We start from the raw sequence: 21,991 nt of genomic DNA, 5'->3' as shown, positions 1-21,991 counted from the left end.
ACATGCGTGCGGGCTGTGGCAGGTCATCTCAGATTTTGGGCGGCCTGCTCAGAGGCTGATGGTTCCCGCCTGACGGGACATCGCAAGCGACTGGAACAGCCCCTGACGTGTCAGGTCATTGTGGCGGATCATCAGGTCGCGGGCGGCTTTTCTGTCGCGCCGCGCGAGCGCATCGACGATTTCCAAGTGATCGGTGTTGGTCTCGGAGTTCACGTCTCTCATCTGGGCGCCGATATAGAAAAAGCGCTCCAGTTCGTCGATCTGGCGGGCCAAGATGTTCACCAGTCGCGAGTTGCCCGAGGCGGCGGCGATCGCCATGTGAAACCGGCGGTTCGCGGCGATGAAATTCGCGATCGTCTGGGTCTCGTCCTTCTCATAGGCCACCACGGCCAGTTCTCTGAGCTCGACAAGCATGTCATCGGTGATCTGTTCGCAGGCCAACTCGGCGGCACCGGCCTCGAGAATTGTGCGAAGATCGAACAGTTCGTTCATGTCACCGAAAGTGATGGGCGAGATTTGGTAGCCGCGGCGCGGAAAAGTGCGGACCAATCCCTCTTGCCGCAGTTGCGCCAAGGCTTCGCGGACCGGCGTCTTGGAGACTTCGAATTGCTGTGCAAGCTCAGCCTCGGAGATCTCGAGGCCGGGCGCGAGCTTGCAGGTCAGGATTTCGTCCCGCAGACGCAGATAGACCGTCCGGGTCAGGGACATCTGCTTGCGCTTGCCATCTTTGGATGGCGCGCTCTCCGCGGCTCTTGCCAAAGTCCTGTCCATTACCCCTCCGATCGGGCGGAACCCAGTTTTGGGGCAGGTTAAGATATCGCGTAAGATATTACAAGGGACAGCGCTGCCTTGGTCAGTGAGATCGGGCTTTGGCGCGCCGGTAAGGTTAGAGCCGACGTCAGCTTTGGCGTTGCCGCAAGAAAATTTCAATGCCGCCGGCAGATGACCTTACGGCGTTTACGGTGACATCCGTCGAGAGCGAGCCGCGGACGCATGTTCGAGAAGCATGGGTGACATAGGTTGAGTTAACGGACCATCCAACTGAGTGCAGCCCATAGCAAGAGAGCTGGTTCCGGACGTGTTTCTCAGATTTGATCGTCACCGGACTTGCAGATCGGTGTGTCATGCGAAAGCAGTACAGCTTGCGCTCGAGGGTTAAATCCGCGACCGGCAGGAAGGTGATCGCAGGATCGTTGATCAGAAGCGCAGATGCAGGAGATGACCTGCCGCGACAAGCTCGGCGTCGCGAGGACGCTGGGCCTGGTCCTCTTCATCATGGTGGGCATCTACCTGCAGATGGGCTGCGTCTTCGAGAGCCCGTCGATGATCCTGCTGACCGTGCCGGTGTTCAACCCGATCGTCGCGCAGCTTGATTTCGGCGCGGGCCCGCTCGCCGAACCCGCTGGACAGAAAACAGCCGCCCGGGTTTCCAGGCAGCTGTTTCGTTCTTGTCGGGGAGGCTCGCTCCGGGCTTGCTTGCCGAAAAACCCGATGGCCGCCGACAGCTATACCACGACCTGGGACGTCACCGTCCATCCGGCGAGGGCTGTGTCGGTATCGGGTCAGATCCGGGCTTCGGTTTCAGCGTCGAAAATCGACACCCTGGAAGCATCGTACCACATGGTCACACGCTCGCCCGCGGGCGGAACCGGAGACCAGTCAGAGGGCAGTTTCACCGAGACCGTCGCGCCCGAGAGCTCGCCCCAGAGCAGGGCATCGGCGCCCATGCTTTCGTGCACCGCGACCGTCAGCGAGGCCGGACACCACCCCTCCTCGGGCTCGGGCTGCAAATGTTCGGGACGCAGTCCCAGGATGACCTTCCGGCCATCCTCTGCCGGCTCCGCAAAGGGATAGCGGGTGACATCGAGCGAGCCCCGGGCCGTCCTGAGATCGACCTTGCCGTCGCGCAGACTAAGCGTGCCTTCGATGAAATTCATCCCCGGCGAGCCGACAAACCCGGCGACGAATTTGTTTACCGGGCGGCGATATATCTCATCCGGGCTGTCCAATTGCTGGATCACGCCGCCCTGCATCACCGCAATACGGTTGGCCAGGGTCAGCGCCTCGACCTGATCGTGGGTGACGTAGATCATCGTCGCGCCCAGTTCTGCGTGCAGCTTCTTCAGCTCGACCCTCAGCTCGGTGCGCAGTTTGGCGTCGAGGTTCGAGAGAGGTTCGTCGAAGAGATAGACTTCGGCGTCGCGCACCAGTGCACGCCCGATCGCGACCCTCTGGCGCTGACCGCCTGAGAGTTCCGCGGGCCGGCGCTGCATCAGCGGCTTCAGCTGCAGCATGCTTGCGGCCCGGGCGACGCGTTCGCGAATCTCGGCCTTGGGATGGCGCGCCATCTCGAGCCCGAAAGACATGTTTTGTTCGACCGTCATCCGGGGGTAGAGCGCGTAGGACTGGAACACCATGCCGATGCCGCGATCCTTGGGCTCTGCCCAGGTGACGTTGTTCTCGCCAATCCAGATCTGGCCGCCGGCCACATCGGTAAGGCCGGCAACCGCGTTGAGCAGCGTTGACTTGCCGCAGCCCGATGCGCCGAGCAGGACGAGAAATTCGCCCGGTTCGATCTGCAGATCGAGGTTCTGGATGACCCGGTTGGATCCGAAGGTGATATCGAGATTCTTGATGGCAACTTGCGACATGGGGGTCATCCTTTGACGGCGCCTGCGGCGATGCCGCGAACGAACCAGCGCCCGGAGAAGAAGTAGACGATCAGCGGAACCAGCGCGGTCAGGATGGTCGCGGCCATATGGACGTTGTATTCCTGTGCGCCGCGGGCGCTGTTGACGATGTTGTTGAGCTGCACGGTCATCGGCAGGTTGTCCGAGCCGGCGAAGATCAGGCCGAAAAGGAAGTCGTTCCAGACCCCGGTCACCTGCAGGATCACCGCGACGACGATGATCGGCGCCGACATCGGCAGGACCACCCGCCGGAAGATGGTCCAGAACCCGCCGCCGTCGATACGCGCCGCCTTGAACAGGTCCATCGGCAGGCTGGCGTAGTAGTTGCGGAACAGCAGCAGCATGATCGGCATGGCAAAGATCGTGTGCACCGCGACGATGCCGCCGATATTGCCGTAGAGCCCGACGCTCGAGAGGATCCGCACCAGCGGGTAGATGAACACCTGATAGGGGATGAAAAGCCCGATCAGCAGCCCGCTGAACAGCAGTTTGCCGCCGCGCGGGCGCCAGAAGGACAGCGCGTAGCCGGTCACCGCCCCGAGGGCCACAGGCAAGGCAACCGAGGGAACGAGGATCAGCAGCGAGTTGACGAAGCCGCCCCGCAGACCCTCGCAGGTCAGCCCGGTGCAGGCGCTTGTCCAGGCGGTCTTCCACGCCGCCAGCGAGGGCTGCGCCGGCCAACCGAAGATCGAGCCGCTGCGGACTTCCTCCATGTCCTTGAGCGACGTGGTGACCATCACCCAGAGCGGAAAGAGGAAGGCTGCTGCGGCAGCGATGAGGCAGAGGTAGAGCGCGAGGCGCCCGAGGTTCAGCCGCGCGGGCCGGGGCCCCTCGGCATGGGCGGGAAAGAGGGGGCGGATGCTCATGTGCGGGTCCTCCGCGCGCGCTGGGATTGGACGTAGGCGAGGGGGGCAATCACGGCGATCACCGTGACCAGAAGCACCACCGAGGCGGCCGTGGCGAGGCCGAGGTTCTGGCGTCCGAAGAGATAGTCCATGATGAACTTCGCGGGCAGTTCGGTCGCGTTGCCGGGGCCGCCGCTGGTCATGGCGACGACAAGGTCATAGGACTTGATCACCGCGACCCCGAGCAGCACCACCGACGAGAAGATCGAGGGTTTCAGCAGCGGCAGGACGACCCGAAGGTAGTAGCGCGGCGCGCTTGCCCCGTCGACGCGGGCGGCCTTCCACAGATCACCGTCGACGCTGCGCAGCCCTGCGAGCATCAGCGCCATGACAAGCCCCGATGCCTGCCAGACGGCGGCGCCGGTCAGCACGTAGATCGCCCGGTCCCGGTCCACCAGCCAATCGAAGGTGAAATTCTCGAAGCCGAGGTCCCGCACGGCCTTCTGCAGCCCGAGGCTGGGGTTCAGCACCCATTGCCAGACCAGCCCCGTGACCACGAAGGACACGGCATAGGGATAGAGAAAGATGGTGCGGAAGACGCTTTCCCCCTTCACCTTCTGATCCAGCAGCACGGCGAGCAGAAAGCCGATGACCAGGCATCCGAGAATGAAGAGGCTGCCGTAGAGAAGCATGTTCTCGACGGATTGCACCCAGCGGTTCGAGCGGAACAGGCGCGCGTATTGGTCGAAGCCGACGAACGTGTCCACGGGGATCGACCGCGAGGCGGTGAAGGAAATGCGGGCCGTCCACAGGATCGTGCCGATATACGCGACGATCAGGATCAGCCAGCCGGGCAGCAGTGCCGTCTGGCCCTGCAGGAGTTTGAGTGGTCTTCGCATGGAAATGCTTCCGTCTTGGGCCATCCCGGTGCTGCCGGGATGGCGCTTGCGTGGCGGGCTCAGTTGAACAGCGAAGCGGTGTCCTGAAGCTCGTAGACCAGGTCCTCGGCGGTCGCCCCGGTGTCGACCCAGAAGTTGCCCAGAACGTCGCCGAAACTGCCTGCCGCGTCGCCGGAGAGCAGCGCCGGATAGGCCGAGACGCTGCCGTGGGCCTTCTCATGCTCGAGGGCGAGGCGCGAGCAGGCGTCGAGATTGTCGGTCGGCGCGTCGGTGCGCACCGGCATCGATCCCTTGAGTGGGTTGAACGCCACCTGTGCGTCGACCGAGGTAAGGGTCTCGGCCAGCAGCACCTGCGCCGGGCTCGGTTCGGTGCTGCCGTCCAGCGAGGGGAACAGCATGGCGTCGCCGCTGATCGCGGCCGGCGCGTCATCGAGACTGACGGTGCAGATGACTTCCTCGCCGGGGGTCATCCCGGCAGCGGTGATCTCGCCCTTGGCCCAGTCCCCCATCAGGTAGAAGGCGGCCTCGCCGTTCATCACCATCTGGTTCGACAGGTTCCACTCGCGCCCCGGCGCACCGCTGTCGGAATAGTCCCGCAGCTTGGCGTAGATTTCCGCCGCCTGGAGCACGGCGGGATCGTCGAAGACCTCGGGGTCGAGGGCATGGAATTTGCTGAAGGCCTCTGGGCTCTGCGATGCGAGAATGAACCCGAAGGTGTTCAGATCCCAGTACCACTTGCCCGGATGAGCATAGGGGATGATGCCAGCCTCCTTCAGCCGGTCGCCCATCTCGAAAAGCTCGTCCCAAGTCTTCGGCGGCTCGGTCTCGCCGATCGCCTCGAGCGCCTTCCGCGAGGTCCAGAGGAAGTTGTTCACGCTCATGTTGACCGGCGCGCCCCAGTAGTGGCCGTCGACCTTCACCGCATCCAGCAGCGAAGCCGGGATGGTGTTCTCCCAGTCCATCTCGGCGGCGATCGCATCGAGGTTGGCGACCTGCCCGGTGCGGGCCATGTCCTGGTACTCGAGCACGGCGGAGGCGACGAAGGCGGCGGGCGGATCGCCGGCCTGGATGCGGGTCGACACGGAGGTGCGGGCCGCGTCGGTTCCGGCTACGGCGGCGTCTGACCAGATGCCCCCGGCGGCCTCGAACTTCTCGGCAAGGGCGGCGACAGCCTTCGACTCGCTGGCAGAGGTCCACCAGTGGATCACATCCGCCTCCTGCGCCCGCGCCGCAGAGGTTGCGACGGCCAGGACGGATGTGGTGAGCAGGGCACTGAACGTGGCGCGTTTCATAGAGGATACTCCTGTTGGGTTGGGTCGTTTCTTATGGCTGCGTCGGCGCAGCGCCGGCCGGGCCGGCGCCGTCGCCTCAGTAGAGCGCCTGCTCTTGCCCGCAGAAGGCATCGACGGGCGAACTTGCCTCGAAGGATGTGCGGCCAGTCAGCGCGTCCAGCACGCTGCGCTGCATTTCCGGCAGGGTCGAATAGGCGTTCACATATGTCGGGACCCGCGGCGCATCATAGAGGAAATACGGGTGTCCGAAGCCGACCATCACGGTTGGGATGTCCTGCCACGGCCGCTCGGTCGCGCGACCGAAATCTCCCATCATCGTGTACCAGTCGATGTAGATGCGGCTCTTCATGAACAGGGATTCATCCGCCATCAGATACAGCACGAGGTCGATTTCCTCGGGATTGAAGGCGCTGCCTTCGTGGGTCTCCGGATCGAAGCGATGTACCTCGAACCCCTCAGCCTCGAGCATGTCGGGCAGGTCCATCGGGCGGCGCACGTTGAACCCGAAGAGCGCGTTGCGAATGCCGTTCTCGATGACGAGGACGCGCTTGTGCGTTTGCGGCGAGATCGGCAGCGTCTCGTTCACGTCCTTGATCAGGGTAGGCGCGCGGCGGAAGGCTTCGGTGGCGACCTCGGCATCTTCCGGGCGCTTCAGGGCAGCGCGCGCGGTGGCGGCATCCGCAAGGTCGAACGACCCGTCCAGCAGCCCGGCCACGGTCTTCAACGCCAGCACCCGTGCCACGGCTTCGTTCAGGCGCGCTTCCGGCAGGTAACCGCTTTCGACCGAGCCCCGCACCTGGGCCATGTCCGCCTCGGGGTTCTGCGAGAAGAGGATCACGTCGCAGCCAGCCGCCAGCACCTCGGTCGGGGCGTCGTCATAGGAGATCCACGAGCCGAGCCCCGCCATCTCCGTCGCATCGGAAACCACGATGCCGTTGAAGCCGAGCTCTTCGCGCAGGAGCTGCGTCGTCAGAACGGGGTTGATGCTGGCAGGGCGGAAGGCTTCCTTGCCGCAACCCGGGTCCTTTGCCTTCATGTAGGCCGGAAACCCGATATGCGCCGACATGACCGACATGACACCTGCATCGAAGGTCGTCTGGTAGAGCCGTCCGAAGCTGGCGTGCCACTCGTCCAGAGAAAGCGGGTTCTGGGTGGTCACAAGATGCTGGTCACGATCATCGTAGCCCTCGCCGGGCCAGTGCTTGACCGTGGCGGCCACGCCGTTTTCCTGCAGACCGCGGATATGCGCCAGCGCATGGCGCTCGATCCGGTCGATGTCACTGCCGTAGGAGCGGGAGCCGACGATGGAGCTGCGGAAGGCCGCATTGATGTCGATCACCGGGGTGAACGACCAGGTGACGCCCATGGTGCGCCCTTCGCGCGCCATGATCGCCGAACAGGCCTCTGTCAGCGCGGCATCGTCGACCGCGGCGAGCGCCATCTGGTTTGGCACCTTGGTCCCGAAGTCAAAGCTCAGGTGGCTGCCTTCCATGTCGGCGCTGACCAGCGGGGGCACCGGCAGCGTGTCGAAGATGCGCTGCATCTGCGTGGTCTCACGCTCCAGATCGTCGCTGAAAAACCGCGTGATCCCGCCCGGCTTGAGACGCAGGACAAGGTCCAGATCCTCTTTCCGGTCGCCCATCAGCAGCAGAAAGAACACCTGCGCCACGCGATCTTCGAGAGACATCGTCTCGACCCGGCGCCGGATGTCGGTGGCCTGGGCCTCGGACAGGTTGAACGGAGCGAGTGTCAGGCGGTCGTAGATGGTCATGCGCGGCTTACAATACTTTCGATAGCGGTAACAATCCAACTCGTCGTTCGGTGTTCCTGCCATCGAGCTTAGGCAATCTGCGCGCTCTCCTGCTCGTACCTGCTTGCCAAATCTTTGGTATCAGACGGCCAGTTTTTCCGCTGCGTGACTGCCGCGCTTAGCGGCGCGCAAAACGAAACGCGGGCGCCGAGGGCGCCCGCGATCTTCGCGCATCCGGGAAATGGCTCAGCGCTGATCGAGCAGCGTCTTGGGGGTGAAACCGTAGACTTTCTTGAAGGCCTTGCCGAAATAAGAGCTGTCGTTGAACCCGTATGCAAAGGCCGCCTCGCTGACGCTCTCGACCCGGCCCTCGTTGAGCGCGGCGTAGGCATTCGCCAGACGCTGGGACTGCAGCCAGGCCATGGGTGTCGTGCCGGCATCGGTGAAGAGCCGCGCGAGCGTCCGCATCGATACATTCTGCGCCGTGGCGATATCCGCGAGGCTGAGCGTGTTGTCGTCGATGTTGTCGCGCATGTAGCGCTGGATCCGTGTCAATAGTTTTTGATTGCGCGTCCCCATGTCGGAAACGTCGCCGAAGCCGGAGGCGATGGCTGCTGTGATCATGTCGAGCACTGAGCTGCTGAAGCGTTGCATCTCGCCTGCGGAATCGCTTCCCTCGGAAAGTTCCGAGGCTTCGCGTATCAGCGAGGAGATGATCCGGCCATAGGGGGCATCGGCGCGGAGGACGCGGCCCGACATGTCCTCGATCCCGTCGAGCCGCGCCTGCGCCAGCGCCCGCGGGATGCGCAGCGAGATACAGCGATAATCCGTGTCGGAATGATGCTGATAGGGACGGGCCGAAGTGTAGAGATAGACATCTCCCGGCCGGGCCCATGCTTCGCGTCCGTTCTGCGTCAGGAGCGTTTGACCCGACAGCATGGCGACCGCGTAGAAGTCATCGCGCGGATCGTAGCGCACGTCCGAGGCGCGTCGGTCGTAGGTGATCGCGCTCGACTCTACATTGGTGACGAGCATCTGGCCGAAGTGCGAGACTTCGAGGCTGGCGCGGAACTGCGGAAGCTCTGCTGCCTTGCCGACGCAGGGCGCGTAGGTCTTGAAGACCACGTCGTTCCAATATGAGAACCGGTCGCGGGATGCGATGTGGTCGGTGCTGAAAAGAGCATTCATGAAGAATCTCCTTCGGTCTTTTGGTTTCGGCGGACTTTGAGCCCGAAAGCGGCCGAGGTGAAGGTGGCCGCTTTCGGGTTCCAGCACGCGCGGGTCTTTGCCACAAAAGAGCGCAACCGCCTGCCTGTTTTCTGTGCGCCGGCCTGGCCCGTTCAGGCTTTCCGTCCGAGGCTGAACAGGCTGGCGGCAAGCAGGGTGACAAGGCCGACGAGCCAATATTGCCACTCGGTGCCGACCTGCATGAAGGTTGTGGCCGAGAAGGTGAGCTGGATCAGCAGCGCTCCGAACAGCGTGGCGAGGAAAGAGCCCATGCCGCCGCTGATCACCGCGCCGCCCAGCACCACCGCGGTGATGCTCATCAGGCTGTAGTTCGCGCCCGTCGTTCCCGATCCGACCCCGACGGTCGCCGCGAGGAGCAGGCCGGCAAGGCCGACAAGAAAGCCGTTAAGCGCGAAGGCCGAGGGCAGCAGGACACTGCGGCGTGCACCGAGTTTGGTGGCGGAGGCACCGTCGGAGCCGAGCGCGCGGAGCCGTTTGCCATAGCCCGACCGCGTCACCATCACCTCCATGCCGAGCGCCAGGATGACCGCCACAGTTGCTGCCAGCGTCACCGGCCCGAAGGCCTTGAGCGCCACTGCCACGAGCTTGCCGTCTATGGTGCCGCCCGGCACCGGCCGCAGGTAGAGCGACAGGCCCTGCAACGCGAAGAAGGCGGCGAGAGTGACGATGATCGACGGGATCCGCAGCACGAGGGTAATCATCCCCTGTAGGAAGCCCAGCAGCGTGGTGATGACCAGGATGGCGAGGGCGGCCAGCACCAGCGAGGGCCCTTCGATGCCGTCGGGCATCCAGTAGGAGGCAAGCACCACGACGAACCCGGCCAACGGCCCGACCGAGAAATCGATCTCGCCCTGGAGGATCAGGAACAGCTGCCCAAAGGCAATCAGCGCCAGCGTCGCCATCTGGATCTGCACGTTCTCGAGATTGTAGGGCGACAGGAACCGGTCGTTAACCGACACCGCCGACTGGATGATGGCCAGCGAGGCCAGCGTCAGGATGGTGATGGCGAACCACTTGCTGTCGAGCAGCGCGCGCAGTTTCACGCCGCGGCCGGCACCGGCGGACCCTTCTTCGGCACGCTGCCCTCCGGCAGTCAGGTTGGCCGCGGTGATCTCCGCATCGGTGATCCGGTCGCCTTCCAGCTGAGCGGCGACCTCGCCGCGGGCCATGACCACGACGCGGTCGCACAACCCTTCGAGCTCCACCCCGTCCGAGGAACTGACGATCACCGCCACGCCCTGCGCGGCAAGCGCCCGCAGCTTGTGGTAGATGTCGCTTTTAGAGCCGATATCGACACCCTTGGTCGGCTCGTCCGCGAGGAAAATGCGGGGGCTGCCCATGATCTCTCGGCCGATCAGCACCTTTTGCTGGTTGCCGCCCGACAGCGCGGTGATAGTCACGCCATGCGAGGGCGCCTTGATGCGCAGGTCGGTGGTGTGTTCGGCAATCGCGGCGCGCTCTCGTCCGCGGTCGATCATCATGCCGCCGTCGCCGAGCCCTGCGCCGAGGTTCTCGGCGATGCTCATCGACATGAACAGACCTTCCTTGTGCCGGTCATCGGGGACGAAGGCCACACCCGCGCTGCGGGCGCCGGCGCGATCATGCCAAGACAGCGTCTCGCCATGCAGCACGATCGCTCCCTCATGTGGCGCGAGCCCGGCGAGCGCGCGCATAAGCTCGCGTTGCCCCTGACCCTCGACGCCGGCAAGACCGAGGATCTCGCCCGGGCGCAGGACCAGATCGATGTCGCGGAAACCCGGGCCGCTCAGGTTGCGCAGTTCAAGAAGCGGCCCCGAGCTCGCGGCGCCGAGCTTAGCGGGATAGACCTGACCGATCGGCCGCCCGACGATCATCGAGACAATGTCCTCGCGGGTGAAGGCGTCGCGCGGGCGGGTCGCGATCAATTCGCCATCGCGCAGCACCGAGATGCGGTCGGCGATCTGCTCGACCTCGTCCAGTCGGTGCGAGATGTAGACGATCGCGACGCCCCGGTCGCGGAGGCGACGGATCAGCTCGAAGAGCTGGCGCACATCCTCTTCCTTGAACGGCTCGGTCGGCTCGTCGAGCACGATGATCTTCGGGTTCGAGGCCAGCGCCCGGGCGATCTCGACCACATGGCGCTGCCCGATGGAGAGATCAGCCACACGCGCGCGCGGCTCGGCGCTGAGCGGCCCTGTCGTGACCTCGGCGATCAGCTCGCGGACCCGCGCTTCTCCGGCACGCCCCGAGAGCGTGGGGTCGGCCAGCGACAGGCATTCGAGTACGGTCAGGTGCGGCGGCAGCGGCGGATGCTGGAAGGCGACCGAGATGCCCGCGGCGCGGTAGCGGTCGGGATCGGCACCGGACATGCGCTGGCCGTCGATCACAACTTCGCCGAGCGTCACCGGCAGAACACCGCAGGCGACCGAGATCAGCGTGGACTTGCCCGCGCCGTTCTCGCCGATCACCGCATGGACTTCGCCCGGCGCGACAGAGAGATCGACGCCGCCAAGGGCCACCGTCTTGCCAAAGTGTTTGTGGATGCCGCGCAGTTCCAGAACCGCGCGGCGGTCCTCGGCAGGGGCCAGCGGGCGCGAGGCCGGGTCACGCGGCTGCGCTGCGGCGCCACGCTGGCGGAAGTGACGCACCACCTGCGGAAGCGTCACGCCGGCAAGGATGATGGCGGCCTGGACGATGCTCTGGATGGCGTAGTCGAAACCCAGCGACACGACGATCTGGTCGAGCAGGACCAGGAACACGGCGCCAATCATGGTTGCCAGAACGCTGCCCCTGTCGCCATTGAGCGGGCTTCCTCCGACAATCACTGCCGCAACGGTGGTCAGCATGTAGGGGTTGCCCGACAGCAGGGTCGGGGTCACCGCAAGCCCGGCGAGCATGATCCCCGCCAGCGCAAAGAGCAGCCCCGCGAGGGCATAGGCGCCAAGTTTGCACAGGTTCACCGGAACACCGAGGGCCCGCGCGGCGTCGGCGCTGACCGCCGACATCAGGAATTGTCGGCCGATCCGCGTGCTCGACATGAGCCAGGTTGCCAGCCCGCCGATCACCAGGAATCCGAGGAACAGCACCGATACCGAGGCAACGCGGGTGCTGGCGATCCCCACCAGCGCGGCGGGCGCCGACTGGATCGACCCGCCGGTCAACCAGTAGACCGCGCCGATCAGCAGCGAGTTGGTGCCGATGGTCACGATCAGCGGGGGCACCCGCAGCCAGGTGACGATGGCGCCGTTCACGAGGCCGATGCCCACGCCGGCCAGCAGTGTGAGCGCGACGTAGCCGAGCGTACCGCCAAGGTCAGTGCCTGCGTCGGGCAGGGCGGTCATCATCACCGCGGCGATCGAGATGGTTCCCGCGACCGAAAGGTCGAAGCCGCGCTGTTGGATGACGAGATATTGCCCGATCGCCGCCACCCCCAGCACGCCGATGAACGGCGCCATCGCGAAGAGCGAGCCGGGCGAGACGCTGCGCGGCGCCACCACCAGCGCGAGGATGACGAGCAGCACGACGCCCATCGCCGCGCGCATGGCCAAAGATCCCGCAAGCTCGCGGAGGGTCTGGCTTCGAGTATCTGGGGTGGCCATCGGGTACCTCGGACGTACGTCTAGCGCCGGGGTCTGGGTCGGCCCCGCCCGGCGTGCTGAAGGAAGAAAAGGCGCCGCGGCGATCTTCGGGCCGCGGCGCAGGTGGGGATCACTGGAAGATGGCGATCAGCTGTTCCTTGCTGAGCAGGGACGAGGGCAGCGACACGTCGGAGGGCACGTCCGGATCGCAGACCGGCTGCTTGGCCGGGTCATCCGAAGTGCTGTCCACCAGCAGGTCGACATTGACGATGCTGGGCTCGGTGCTGTCGATGTCGTTGACCGCGGCAAGGCCTTTGCGCAGCGCCAAGCGGAAGATCCAGGTCCAGGAACTGGTCAGGCCGATCTCGAATTCCGCCTCATCCGGCTTGTGCTCGAGGTAGTAGCATTGCGCCCCGTTCGCATCGAGGCCAGTCACCGGCGGCATCGGTCGGTTGGCGGCTTCGAAGGCGCGGAGCGAGCCGAGCACCCCGACACCGTAGTCGGAGTACATGCCGTCGATCTGCGGGTATTTGGCAAGCAGCGCCGTGGTGACCTTCTGGTACTGCGCCGGATCCCACCCCGAGACGACCGGCCCCTCGAGGACGTTGATGCCGGGATTGTCGGCAAAGACCTTCTGCCAGCCGGGCATCTGCGCTGCGGTCTGCGGTGCGCCGGGCGAGCCGCCCCAGACGATCACGTTGCCTTCGCCGTCCAGTTGATCGACGAGGAACTGCGCGTAAACGCTGGCCATCTGCTCTTGGTTGGGAGTGACGACCATCGTGTAGTCGGTGCCGGGTGTGCCGGGGAAGTTCACGCCGACCTCGACGGGGATCACCACCGAGCCCATGCGCATGGCGTCGCGCATCGCGGGGATGGCCGCGGGCCCGGCGTCGGGCGGTCCGAGGATGATGATGTCGAAGCCCTGCGCCGCGAGCGAGCGGATGTTGGCGAGCTCCTTCTCGGGGTTGCCCTGACCGTCAGCCAGGCCGACCTCGGTGATGTTGGAGCATTTCGCCGCCTCGTCCTTCAGCTCCTCGAACTTCATCTGGCGGTTGGCGTTCATGAAACCGACAGAGAGCGCGACCTTGATCGGCTCTGTGCCGCAGAACTGCGAGATGTCGAGGAACTCATCCTCGGTCCCGACCTTGTCGGGCGACAGATCAGCCGCCTGCACCGTACCGGCAAGCAGCGCGGCCGCGGCAAGCCCGCTTGCGAGCCGTGATAGAGGGGCTTTGGTCCATGTCTTCATTATGTCTTCTCCTGTTGGATTGAGCGCTGAAGCGCTTTCGTTTTTGAGGGGGGGGGGGCGCCTGCGCGTCAGCCGGTCTTTGACGACACCATCCGCCGAGTCAGCGGCAGCGAGATCATCGTGTCGAAATCGATGAACTTGGCGCTGTCTTCCATGACTTCCGGCAAGGCCCAGCATTCCTCGGCCTGGGCTTCCGTCTCGAAGCTGTAGATCGAGATCGCGTCATACTCGAGCTCGCCCTCGGTGACGTAGCGGCCCTGCGCGCCGCTAGTGTCGGCCGGGAATTGCTCGTAGGAAATAAGGCCACGGTCGGAGATGTGTTCGAGCATCAGCGGGCCGTGACGATCACGGTAGTAGGCGTTGAAGTCTTCGAGCGACATGCCGGGCTTGCGGCGGAAGATCATGGCGACGGTGTACATCGGCGCGGTCCCTGTTTTCCTGTGAGATTCTGTCATGCGCCGGTTGAGCCGGGCGCTTTGTCTGCCGTTGATCGGTAGCACGCGGCGACGCGGCGTGACGCGCATCCCGCTGCCAGATTTCGGAACTGACTTGCCACCGGCGGCAGGAAATTCCTGCCGCGCGGGCAAACTTGGCAAGATGCTCCCGGCTTTGGGCAGGCTGGTTCGATCCGACATCGGGCCAGGTGTCCTAGAACGGGCCAAAGGCCCGGCGATGCGCCGCGCCCCCGTTCTAAAAAAGGAGACATCCACGTGACCGAGCAGCCTCGCAAGACACTGCGCCTGAAGATGCCGCAATGGCAGGGTGGGAACTTGCCCGCCTACCATTTCGGCTCTGAACTCCTGGCTTTCCTGGCGCCTGCCTCGGACGATCCCATCGCCGAGGTGGCGGTTGACCAGCCCTCGGACGCGCCGCTGCCCCTCGAGGATGGGATCCTGGCGAAGTCGCGGCTGCTGGAACAGGCGCGCGCCGCCCGCGCACAAATCGAGGCGCACGACCCTGACCGTCTCGTCATCTTCGGAGGAGACTGCGGCGTCGATCTTGCCCCCTTTGCCTATCTCAACGAGAAATACGATGGCGATCTGGCCATCCTCTGGGTCGATGCCCATCCCGACATCATGACACCCGAGTATTTCGAGCGCGCGCACGCGATGGTGCTGGGCAGTCTGATAGGCCGCGGAGACAAGGACTTCGCGGATTTGGTGCCACGCAAGGTCGATCCCTCGCGGGTGGTCTACGCTGGCATGGACGACATGAGCGATCTCGAACGCGGCATGCTTGCCGAGATGGGCATTCCCTTCGTGCCGCCCGCGGAACTCGCGGACAGCAGCGCCCCGATCCTCGAGTGGGTCCGGGCGAGCGGCGCGAAGCATCTGGCGATCCATCTCGACCTCGACGTTCTCGACCCGACCCGCTTCCGCTCGCTGCTGTTCAATAAGCCGGGCAGTGACAACGCGGAATGGGACAGTACGCCCCAAGGCAAAATGACCATGCCGCAGGTGGTACGCCTGCTGCGCGATGTCTCGAAGGAAACCGACATCGTCGGTCTCGGGATCGCGGAGCACCTGCCCTGGGACGCCATGAACATGCGCGACATGCTGGCGGAGCTGCCGCTTCTCTCGGACTGACTGTCAAGGCGGGCCGGCGGAACGTCCAGCGCCGCAGAGACCGTGAAGGCGCCGCCGGTCGACCTGCGGCGCCTTTCATATGCAGCGGGTTGTCCCCTGGAGGGCCGGGATCGGCGCGCGGAGGCCAAGCAGGCCGCATCATCACCCAATCGGAGGCTGCCGGAGGTGCCAGTCCGTGGCTTTCTGGAAGGCCGAGCCGGCTCTCACCAGCCGCCCTTCGCAGAGCTGCGGGGCGACAAGCTGCACGGCGAGGGGCAGACCGTTCTTGTCGAAGCCGCCGGGCATCGTGAGGGTGGGCGAGCCCGACATGTCGAAGGGGCCGGTGAAGCGGATGAATTCGGAATTGTCGCCCTCGGCGTAGTCGGCCCAGTTGGCGAGATCCGGAACCCGCCAGATGGTGGCGGGGATGAGCAGCAGATCGACCTGCCGGAAGAGCGCATTCAGCTTGGCAGTGAACCCCAGCCGGGTCTGATGGGCCCGGGCGACCTCGCGCGAGCTGTAGCCGTCGCCCATGTCGATGAGCGCGGCGAGGGTCTCGCCGTAGTCATCGCGGCGGGAGGGGAAGGTGGCCTCATGTGCCGCGGCGGTCTCGGGGGCGCAGATCGGCAGCCAGGCCTTGGCGGCGGCCTTCCAGTCTTCGACCGTCACGTCGACCAGCACCGCGCCCAGTGATTGCAGCACCCGCGCGGCCTCGTCGATGGCGGCCACGTTGGCCGGGTCGATGCCCTCGGAGATATAGGCGCGGTCGATGCCGATGCGCAGCCCGGCAATCGACTGGCCGGCCTCGGCGCTGTAGTCCGGAACCGGCGCGGTGAGCGCCGTGGGATCATTAATATCCGCGCCGGCCATGGCCTGCAGGACGAGGCCGGCATCTTCCGCGCTGCGCGCGAAGGGGCCGATGTGATCGAGCGAGGCGGCCAGTTCGAAGGCGCCGTGGCGGCTGGTGCGGCCCCAGGTGGGCTTGAGGCCCGTCACGCCGTTCGCCGCCGCAGGAAAGCGGATCGAGCCGCCGGTGTCGGAGCCGAGCGAGGAGAAAGCGAGCCCCGCCGCGACCGACACGCCCGAGCCCGAGGACGAGGAGCCCGCCCAATGTCCGGCATTCCACGGGTTCGACGGGGCAGTCACATCGGGATGGTGATTGGCATAGGCCTGCTCGGTGGTCTTCACCTTGCCCAGCGTCACGGCGCCAGCGGCCTCGAGCCGCTGAATGACGGTTGCGGTGTAGCCCGGACGGAAATCCTTGTGAATCCGGGTGCCGGCGGTGGTTTTGGCGAAATCGGTGTAAAGGATGTCTTTGTACGACAGGGGCACGCCGTGCAGCGGACCTCGGTATTTCCCCGCGGCAATCTCCGCTTCGGCGGTAGCGGCCTGTTCCAGCGCCCGTTCCGCGGTCACCGTGACATAGGCATTCAGTTGCGGCTCGAGCGCATCGATCCGGTTCAGCATGTGCCGGGTGACTTCAACCGGCGAGACCTTGCGGGCTGAGAGGTCACGGGCGAGGGCGGTGATGGAGCTGTAGTGCATCGGCTTGTCTTTCGAGGGAGTATGGGCGCATGCCCGCGTCGGAGCGGCGCAAGCGCCCTCCGCTATGGGTCTGCCGCCAGCACCGGAGGCGCGGCAGATGGATGCAGCATGCCAGCCCCCGGAAGCCTTTCGCGGGGGATAGCGTGCCAGAGCTGCTGTCGGATCAGGCCTCGGCGGGACTTACCGAGATCGGCTCGGCCGGCGTGCTCGGCGCATGGTGGTGATGGTGGTCATCGTCGATGTCGGGCAGGTTCGGCAGATCGCGCCGGAACGCGATCGGCTTGCCGTGCTCGGTGGCAATGTAAGAGCGCCGCCAGTGTTCCGCGGTCTCCGAGATCTCCTCTTCGGTCGCCGCGCCGGTCTTACGCAGGAGGGTGATCAGGGCCTCGGACCATTGCCGGTAATAGGCTTCTTCCGAGGTCTCCATGCCGCTCTGCGGATGCGTGCGGATTTCTGTCGAGAAGGTCTCGACCCATTCCGCCCAGCTGAACACACCTGCCTGCGCGAGCGCCATGGCAAGCCCGAAGACCTGCGCGTGCCAGGGCTCGCCGAAGCCCGGGGCGCCGACGTCGGCCTGCCCCAGCGAGGTCAGGTCGGTGCGGCAGGGGTCGAGCGCCGAAATAATGCTGCGCGTGTCCATCACAGGTCCTCCAGGTATTGTTCGTAAAGATCGATGTAGACGGCATCCTTGCCGCCGGCGTCGGGTCCCCAGAGGTCCGCCGCCTCGAAACGGACTGTATACGTGTGGTCCAGCGCCTCATAGTCGCCCTGCGCGCGGGCATCTGCAAAGAGGCAGGCGCCACGGTAGGCGATGATGGTGCAGGGCTTGCCGCGGGTGTAGCGCGGCAGACGGGTGTGGGTCTTGGGGTTGATGTTCAGCGAGCGGACCTTATCCCCTGCCTCGTAGCGCGGCTGGGTCTTGGCCGCACCGGTCACCGGGTGGTTGGTGGTGAACATCTTGGTGACCGCTTCGGGCTCCAGCGCCTCCAGCTTGGCAGCCCACTCCGGAAGCGGCGCGCTGGCCTTGCCCGTGGCCAGTTCCTCGGCGGTCGCGATGCCCTTTTCCTGCAGGTAGGTCTCGGTCCCGTCGAGCCAGTGCTGGTAATAGGGCGAGGCCAGCCAGTGCAGTGCCTCGATCCGTTCCATGGAGTGGCGCGCCTCATCGGCGACCGCGAGGCCGGTCATCAGGGTCAGAAGGTGAGCGCCGCAGATGCGCCGCTCCCAATCCTCGTGGAACATCGGCTCATTCTCGTCGAACGGCAGGGGCCCCATGCCGTGCATGCCGCCGAGATCATGAATGCTGTTCATGCGGTCTCTCCCTTGGTCAGCGCATCGGGGGTTAGTGGCAGGCCGGTGCCGATCATCGAGTCGCGAGTGACCAGTTCGGCCAGCTGCGCCTCGGTCCAGCCCTCGGTGCCCTCAGGGCGCATCGGCAGGATGAGGTAGCGCAGTTCGTTGTTGGAGTCCCAGACCCGCACCTCGACCTCTGCGGGGATCGTCAGACCGAATTCCTCGAGTACCGCACGCGGTTCGATCACCACGCGCGAACGGTAGGGCGCGGTCTTGTACCAGGTCGGCGGCAGGCCGAGCACCGGCCACGGGTAGCACGAGCACAGCGTGCAGACGACGACGTTGTGGATCTCGGGGGTGTTCTCGCAGACCACCATGTATTCGCCCTGGAAACCGGCGAAGCCGAACTCCTCGATCGCGGCAGAGGCATCGGTCATTAGCCGCGCTTTGAACTCGGGATCGCTCCAGGCGCGGGCGACGACCATGGCGCCGTTCTTGGGCCCCAGCTTCTGTTCGAAAATATCGACGATGGCGTCGACCGCGCCTTCCTTGATCAGTCCCTTCTCGGTGAGCAGTTGCTCAAGCGCGCGAACGCGCAGTGCCTTGTCGGAGGGCGGCTTGGTGCCGTGGTGATGGTCGGACATGTTCTTCACCCTGTCGTGGGACGTCGAGGTTTCGTGGTTTTCGTTTTCGCCAGTATGACTCGCTTTCATGGCCGCTGTCTGTGCTGAGCGTGCCCGTTTTGTCGACTGAGGTTGCCAAAAGACAGTCCGACCGAAGTTGCCGGTACGGCACCTGCACGGCCAATCGGGCGAAATTGACTGAGATGGCCAATTTGGGCGAACCGCTTGGCCAATGCCGCATATTCTTCTTGATCGGATGCGGGCCGGCGGTGTGGATCGAGACAGAAGGGCCACCGCAGGTCCGGATGTCAGATATCAGAAAGCCACGAGGATCTTCACATGACCCGCTTCACGCAACGTTTCGGAATCGCCGCTTTCGGCCTTCTCGCGCCTCTGCCGGTGCAGGCCCACCATGCCATGGGAGGCGCACTGCCCGAGACCGCCGTTCAGTCCGCAATCAGCGGGATTGCGCATCCGGTCATCGGGATCGACCATCTCGCCTTCGTCGTGCTCGTCGGTCTGCTGGCCGCGCGGACGGGACTGAAGGTCGCTCTCCCCGCGGGCTTCGCCATCGCCACGATCTTCGGCTGCCTGCTGACCCTGGCGGGCGTCACGCTGCCGCTGGCGGAAGTGGTTATCGGGGCCTCGGTCGTGGCGCTTGGCGCGCTGCTGCTGCGCGCGGAACTGACTGCGGGCAAAGTGGTTCTGGCTGCGGTTCCGGCGATCGGCCTGTTCCATGGCTGGGCCTATGGCGGCGCGATCCTCGGCGCCGAAACCGGCGTCATCCCTGCCTACCTCGCCGGTTTCGGACTGGTGCAGTTCGCCATCGCGACGGCCGTCGCCATGACCGCCGTTGCGCTGCGCGACGCAGTCAGCGTCGCCGCATCCCGCGAGCGGATCGCAGCGGGCGTCTGCATGGGTGTCGGCTGTGCCGTGATGATCGAGACACTCGAAGCCATGGTGTTCACCGTCTGATCAAGGCTCTCCCCGGGGCGCCTCCGGGCGTTTCACCACTGGCCGGCCCGCATTTGCAGGGCCGGCCTTTTTTGTTGCGGACCCGGTGCCCCGCGGCGCAGGTGGCAGCTATGCGGGGCGCAGCCGCCAGCGCCCGGCGATCAGCGCGCCGGTGAGGGCCAGGCAGACGAAGACCACCGAGAAGATGCTGAAGGCCGCGGCCAGACCAAGCCCGTCGATCAGGTAGCCGAAGATCGAGGTGGGGATCGCATTGGCCAGATAGCCCACCACATAGAAGCGCGCGATCTTGCTGGTCAGCGTGCCCTGCGCCGCGGTCTGGTTCACCAGCGCCGCGCCGCCGACGAAGGCCGCACCGTAGGCGAGACCGCACAGCGGCATGGTCAAAACAAAGACCGCCGAAACACCGCTTAACGCACCGCCCAGGACGATCACCTGCAGGACCGCCAACAGGCCCAGTCCAAGCAAGATGGCCGTAAGCGGGCGGACGCGCCCCGAGATCATCTGCCCAATGCCGCCGAAGAGCTGGAACAGCGCAGGGAGAAGCCCGGCCAGCGCATGGATGTTCAGGTGGAACAGGTTGGTCGCGAGACTGACCGAGGTTGCCATGAGAACCGACCCCAGCATCCAGGCAACGGCGACGGACAAACAGGCAAGCCGCAGATACATCTGCCGCTCGCGGTCCGACAGGTCGGAACGGATGTCGCGATCTTGCTTGCGCTCTGTGGCTGCGTGCTTGGGCCAGGCAGCAAGGCAAAGCCCGACGAAGGCCAGGGCGGCGATCGCCGCGATGACGAGAAACGGCGTCACCAGCGGTGCGGCATGCGCCGCCAGCGCCGCCGACGACAGGCAAGGCCCCGCGGCTGCCCCGCCAGTGAAGGCGATGGTTGAGACGGTCGCCGCCCGGCCGCGCTTCGCCTTGCTGTCGAGATCGAAGAGCGCGGTTGAGGCGGTGGAGGTGATCAGTCCGGTGCTGACACCTGAAAGCAGGCGCCCGACGAGCAGCATCCATACCTCTCCGGCGGTGGCAAAGATCAGCGCCCCCGCCATCGTCAGCAGCAGCGCCGGCAGCAGCACTTGGCGCCGGTCCGAGGCCCGGCGATTCAGCGTCCCCGCAAGAAACAGCGATGCCAGCGTTCCGATGGCGTAGACCGCGAAGATCGTGGTGCCTGCGCTCTGCGGCAAGCCCCAGTCTTCGATGTAGACCGGGTAGAGGGGGCTGGGCGTGGTGCTGGCCAGCAAGGCCGCAAAGATCGCGACAGCGCAGAAAACGCGTCCGACGAAGTAGTCGGAGGTGTCTGCCCTGCAGGGTTCTAGAGAGGCCGCGTCGGGCGTGACCGCGTGGCTTACCGATGGCGCCATGGGAGGATAGCTCCAAGGTTAAGGAAACAAGAATGCCTTGACGGCTCACCGGGAATGCCGGAGGAGGTCCGTATGCAAATGGCGAATAGCTTTGCAATTGGCGAATTGTGGGAATTTGTCAAGAAACAATCAGATTTTCGGGAGAGACCGGTGCCGCTGATGAAAGCCAGCCAACTGAGCGCCTTTGGCGCTACTGACAAGCTCAAGCTCGCGATGATCGAGCGCCCGGCACCGGGGCAGGGCGAGGTGCTCGTCCGCCAGATCGCCAGCAGCCTGAACCCAGTTGATCTGATAATCCGGCGCGGCGGCTATCCCGCCGTGCCTCCGGGTTGCCTGCCCTACATCGGAGGACGCGATGTTGCGGGGGTGATCGACGCGACCGGCGAGGGTGTCGATCCGACGTGGCTCGGGCGCAGGGTCTTTGGTGCCCCTGATTTCACGCGCGGTGCCTTCGCCGAATATCTTGTCATGCGGCCGGAGGAACTCGCGCAGGTGCCCGACCGGCTGTCGCTAAGGGAGGCCGCGCTGCTGCCGATCGCCGCGCTGACTGCATGGCAGGGGCTGTTCCGTCATGGTCATCTCGAAGCGGGCGAGACGGTTCTGATCCACGGCGGCTCCGGCGGGGTCGGGCACTACGCGGTGCAACTGGCGGCGCGGGCCGGGGCGCGCGTGGTCGCCACAGCATCGGAGCGCAACCGCGCCTTTCTTTCTGAGCTGAGCGCGCACAAGGTCATGGCCTATGATACGGAGCGTTTCGAGGCGGGGCTGTCTGACGTCGATCTCGTGTTTGACCTGATCGGCGCGCAAACCCAGACCCGGTCTTGGTCGGTCCTCAGGGATGGTGGCCGGATGATCTCTGCTGTCGCGCCGCCGGATGCGAGGAGGGCGGCCGCAAAGAACGCTGGAGCCGCCCGGTTCTTCATCGCCGAGTCCCGCAGTGACGACCTGGCCCGGATCGCCGACGCGGTCATTGCCGGGGATCTGCGCAGCCATGTGAGCCGCCGGTTCACGCTCGAGGAGCTGCCGCAGGCGCATGACGCGCTCGAAGCCGGCGGGGTTCGCGGAAAACTCGGCGTGGACATCGCCTGATGCAACTCTTCTGAG

At 65.2% G+C, this 21,991-nt stretch carries 17 protein-coding genes and 1 pseudogene; 3 read left to right on the top strand and 15 right to left on the bottom strand.

The window, feature by feature from the left end; genetic code table 11:
• Positions 1–48: 48 nt before the first annotated feature.
• The 10 genes and pseudogenes from ACXAD2_RS04515 to ACXAD2_RS04470 form a co-directional block, all read right to left on the bottom strand.
• On the bottom strand, positions 49–708 hold the full coding sequence (locus tag ACXAD2_RS04515) for a GntR family transcriptional regulator (RefSeq protein ID WP_224901329.1): 660 nt from the start codon (positions 706–708) through the stop codon (positions 49–51).
• An 854-nt stretch (positions 709–1,562) separates the two neighbouring features.
• Complete coding sequence (locus tag ACXAD2_RS04510) at positions 1,563–2,660, bottom strand: ABC transporter ATP-binding protein (protein WP_475167432.1); 1,098 nt, start codon at positions 2,658–2,660, stop codon at positions 1,563–1,565.
• On the bottom strand, positions 2,657–3,556 hold the full coding sequence (locus ACXAD2_RS04505) for a carbohydrate ABC transporter permease (protein ID WP_475167429.1): 900 nt from the start codon (positions 3,554–3,556) through the stop codon (positions 2,657–2,659). Before ACXAD2_RS04505 ends, ACXAD2_RS04510 begins: the two co-directional genes overlap by 4 nt.
• Positions 3,553–4,434 (bottom strand): carbohydrate ABC transporter permease, encoded by an 882-nt coding sequence (locus tag ACXAD2_RS04500; RefSeq protein WP_475167426.1) that lies wholly within the window; start codon positions 4,432–4,434, stop codon positions 3,553–3,555. The genes ACXAD2_RS04505 and ACXAD2_RS04500 overlap by 4 nt, the downstream gene beginning before the upstream one ends.
• A 59-nt stretch (positions 4,435–4,493) precedes the next feature.
• A complete protein-coding gene (locus tag ACXAD2_RS04495; protein ID WP_475167422.1) occupies positions 4,494–5,726 on the bottom strand; it encodes an ABC transporter substrate-binding protein in 1,233 nt (410 codons plus the stop codon).
• 76 nt (positions 5,727–5,802) lie between these two features.
• Entirely contained in the window at positions 5,803–7,497 is a 1,695-nt protein-coding gene (locus tag ACXAD2_RS04490; protein ID WP_475167419.1) for a glycoside hydrolase family 3 protein, read from the bottom strand.
• A gap of 225 nt (positions 7,498–7,722) precedes the next feature.
• Positions 7,723–8,664: a helix-turn-helix domain-containing protein gene (locus ACXAD2_RS04485; RefSeq protein WP_475167418.1), complete on the bottom strand. Its 942-nt coding sequence runs from the start codon at positions 8,662–8,664 to the stop codon at positions 7,723–7,725.
• A 152-nt stretch (positions 8,665–8,816) separates the two neighbouring features.
• Positions 8,817–12,245, bottom strand: coding sequence for an ATP-binding cassette domain-containing protein (locus ACXAD2_RS04480; RefSeq protein WP_475167415.1), 3,429 nt, complete (start codon positions 12,243–12,245; stop codon positions 8,817–8,819).
• A 487-nt stretch (positions 12,246–12,732) separates the two neighbouring features.
• Positions 12,733–13,326, bottom strand: a pseudogene (locus ACXAD2_RS04475) (substrate-binding domain-containing protein); the annotation flags it as partial.
• A 272-nt stretch (positions 13,327–13,598) separates the two neighbouring features.
• The gene (locus tag ACXAD2_RS04470; RefSeq protein WP_475167413.1) at positions 13,599–13,949 is read right to left on the bottom strand and encodes an EthD domain-containing protein; all 351 of its coding nucleotides are present in this window, start codon (positions 13,947–13,949) and stop codon (positions 13,599–13,601) included.
• A 291-nt stretch (positions 13,950–14,240) separates the two neighbouring features.
• Here ACXAD2_RS04470 and ACXAD2_RS04465 point away from each other — a divergent pair, with 291 nt between their 5' ends.
• Complete coding sequence (locus ACXAD2_RS04465; protein ID WP_475167410.1) at positions 14,241–15,116, top strand: arginase family protein; 876 nt, start codon at positions 14,241–14,243, stop codon at positions 15,114–15,116.
• Positions 15,117–15,257: 141 nt separating this feature from the next.
• Here ACXAD2_RS04465 and ACXAD2_RS04460 read toward each other — a convergent pair whose 3' ends face one another.
• From ACXAD2_RS04460 to nthA, 4 genes are all read right to left on the bottom strand, one after another.
• Positions 15,258–16,640, bottom strand: a complete 1,383-nt coding sequence (locus ACXAD2_RS04460) for an amidase (RefSeq protein ID WP_475167407.1) — start codon at positions 16,638–16,640, stop codon at positions 15,258–15,260.
• Between the two features lie 163 nt (positions 16,641–16,803).
• Entirely contained in the window at positions 16,804–17,280 is a 477-nt protein-coding gene (locus ACXAD2_RS04455) for a nitrile hydratase accessory protein (RefSeq protein WP_475167405.1), read from the bottom strand.
• A complete protein-coding gene (nthB, locus tag ACXAD2_RS04450) occupies positions 17,280–17,948 on the bottom strand; it encodes a nitrile hydratase subunit beta (protein ID WP_475167403.1) in 669 nt (222 codons plus the stop codon). Before nthB ends, ACXAD2_RS04455 begins: the two co-directional genes overlap by 1 nt.
• Positions 17,945–18,574 carry a nitrile hydratase subunit alpha gene (nthA, locus tag ACXAD2_RS04445; protein ID WP_475168191.1) on the bottom strand — a complete coding sequence of 210 codons (630 nt, stop codon included), beginning with the start codon at positions 18,572–18,574 and terminating at the stop codon, positions 17,945–17,947. The genes nthB and nthA overlap by 4 nt, the downstream gene beginning before the upstream one ends.
• A 318-nt stretch (positions 18,575–18,892) precedes the next feature.
• Between nthA and ACXAD2_RS04440 the strand changes: the two genes are divergently transcribed.
• The gene (locus ACXAD2_RS04440; RefSeq protein WP_475167400.1) at positions 18,893–19,528 is read left to right on the top strand and encodes a HupE/UreJ family protein; all 636 of its coding nucleotides are present in this window, start codon (positions 18,893–18,895) and stop codon (positions 19,526–19,528) included.
• Between the two features lie 108 nt (positions 19,529–19,636).
• On the opposite strand, the gene ACXAD2_RS04435 is transcribed toward ACXAD2_RS04440, so the two are convergent.
• Positions 19,637–20,887, bottom strand: a complete 1,251-nt coding sequence (locus ACXAD2_RS04435; protein WP_475167398.1) for an MFS transporter — start codon at positions 20,885–20,887, stop codon at positions 19,637–19,639.
• Positions 20,888–20,941: 54 nt separating this feature from the next.
• Here ACXAD2_RS04435 and ACXAD2_RS04430 point away from each other — a divergent pair, with 54 nt between their 5' ends.
• Positions 20,942–21,976, top strand: coding sequence for an NADP-dependent oxidoreductase (locus ACXAD2_RS04430; RefSeq protein WP_475167397.1), 1,035 nt, complete (start codon positions 20,942–20,944; stop codon positions 21,974–21,976).
• The last annotated feature ends 15 nt before the right edge of the window (positions 21,977–21,991 follow it).

The sequence above is a fragment of the Salipiger sp. ABN3_019 genome (assembly GCF_056158605.1).
Note: the sequence above shows the minus strand (reverse complement) of the source record. Positions and strands in the feature narration are given on the sequence as shown.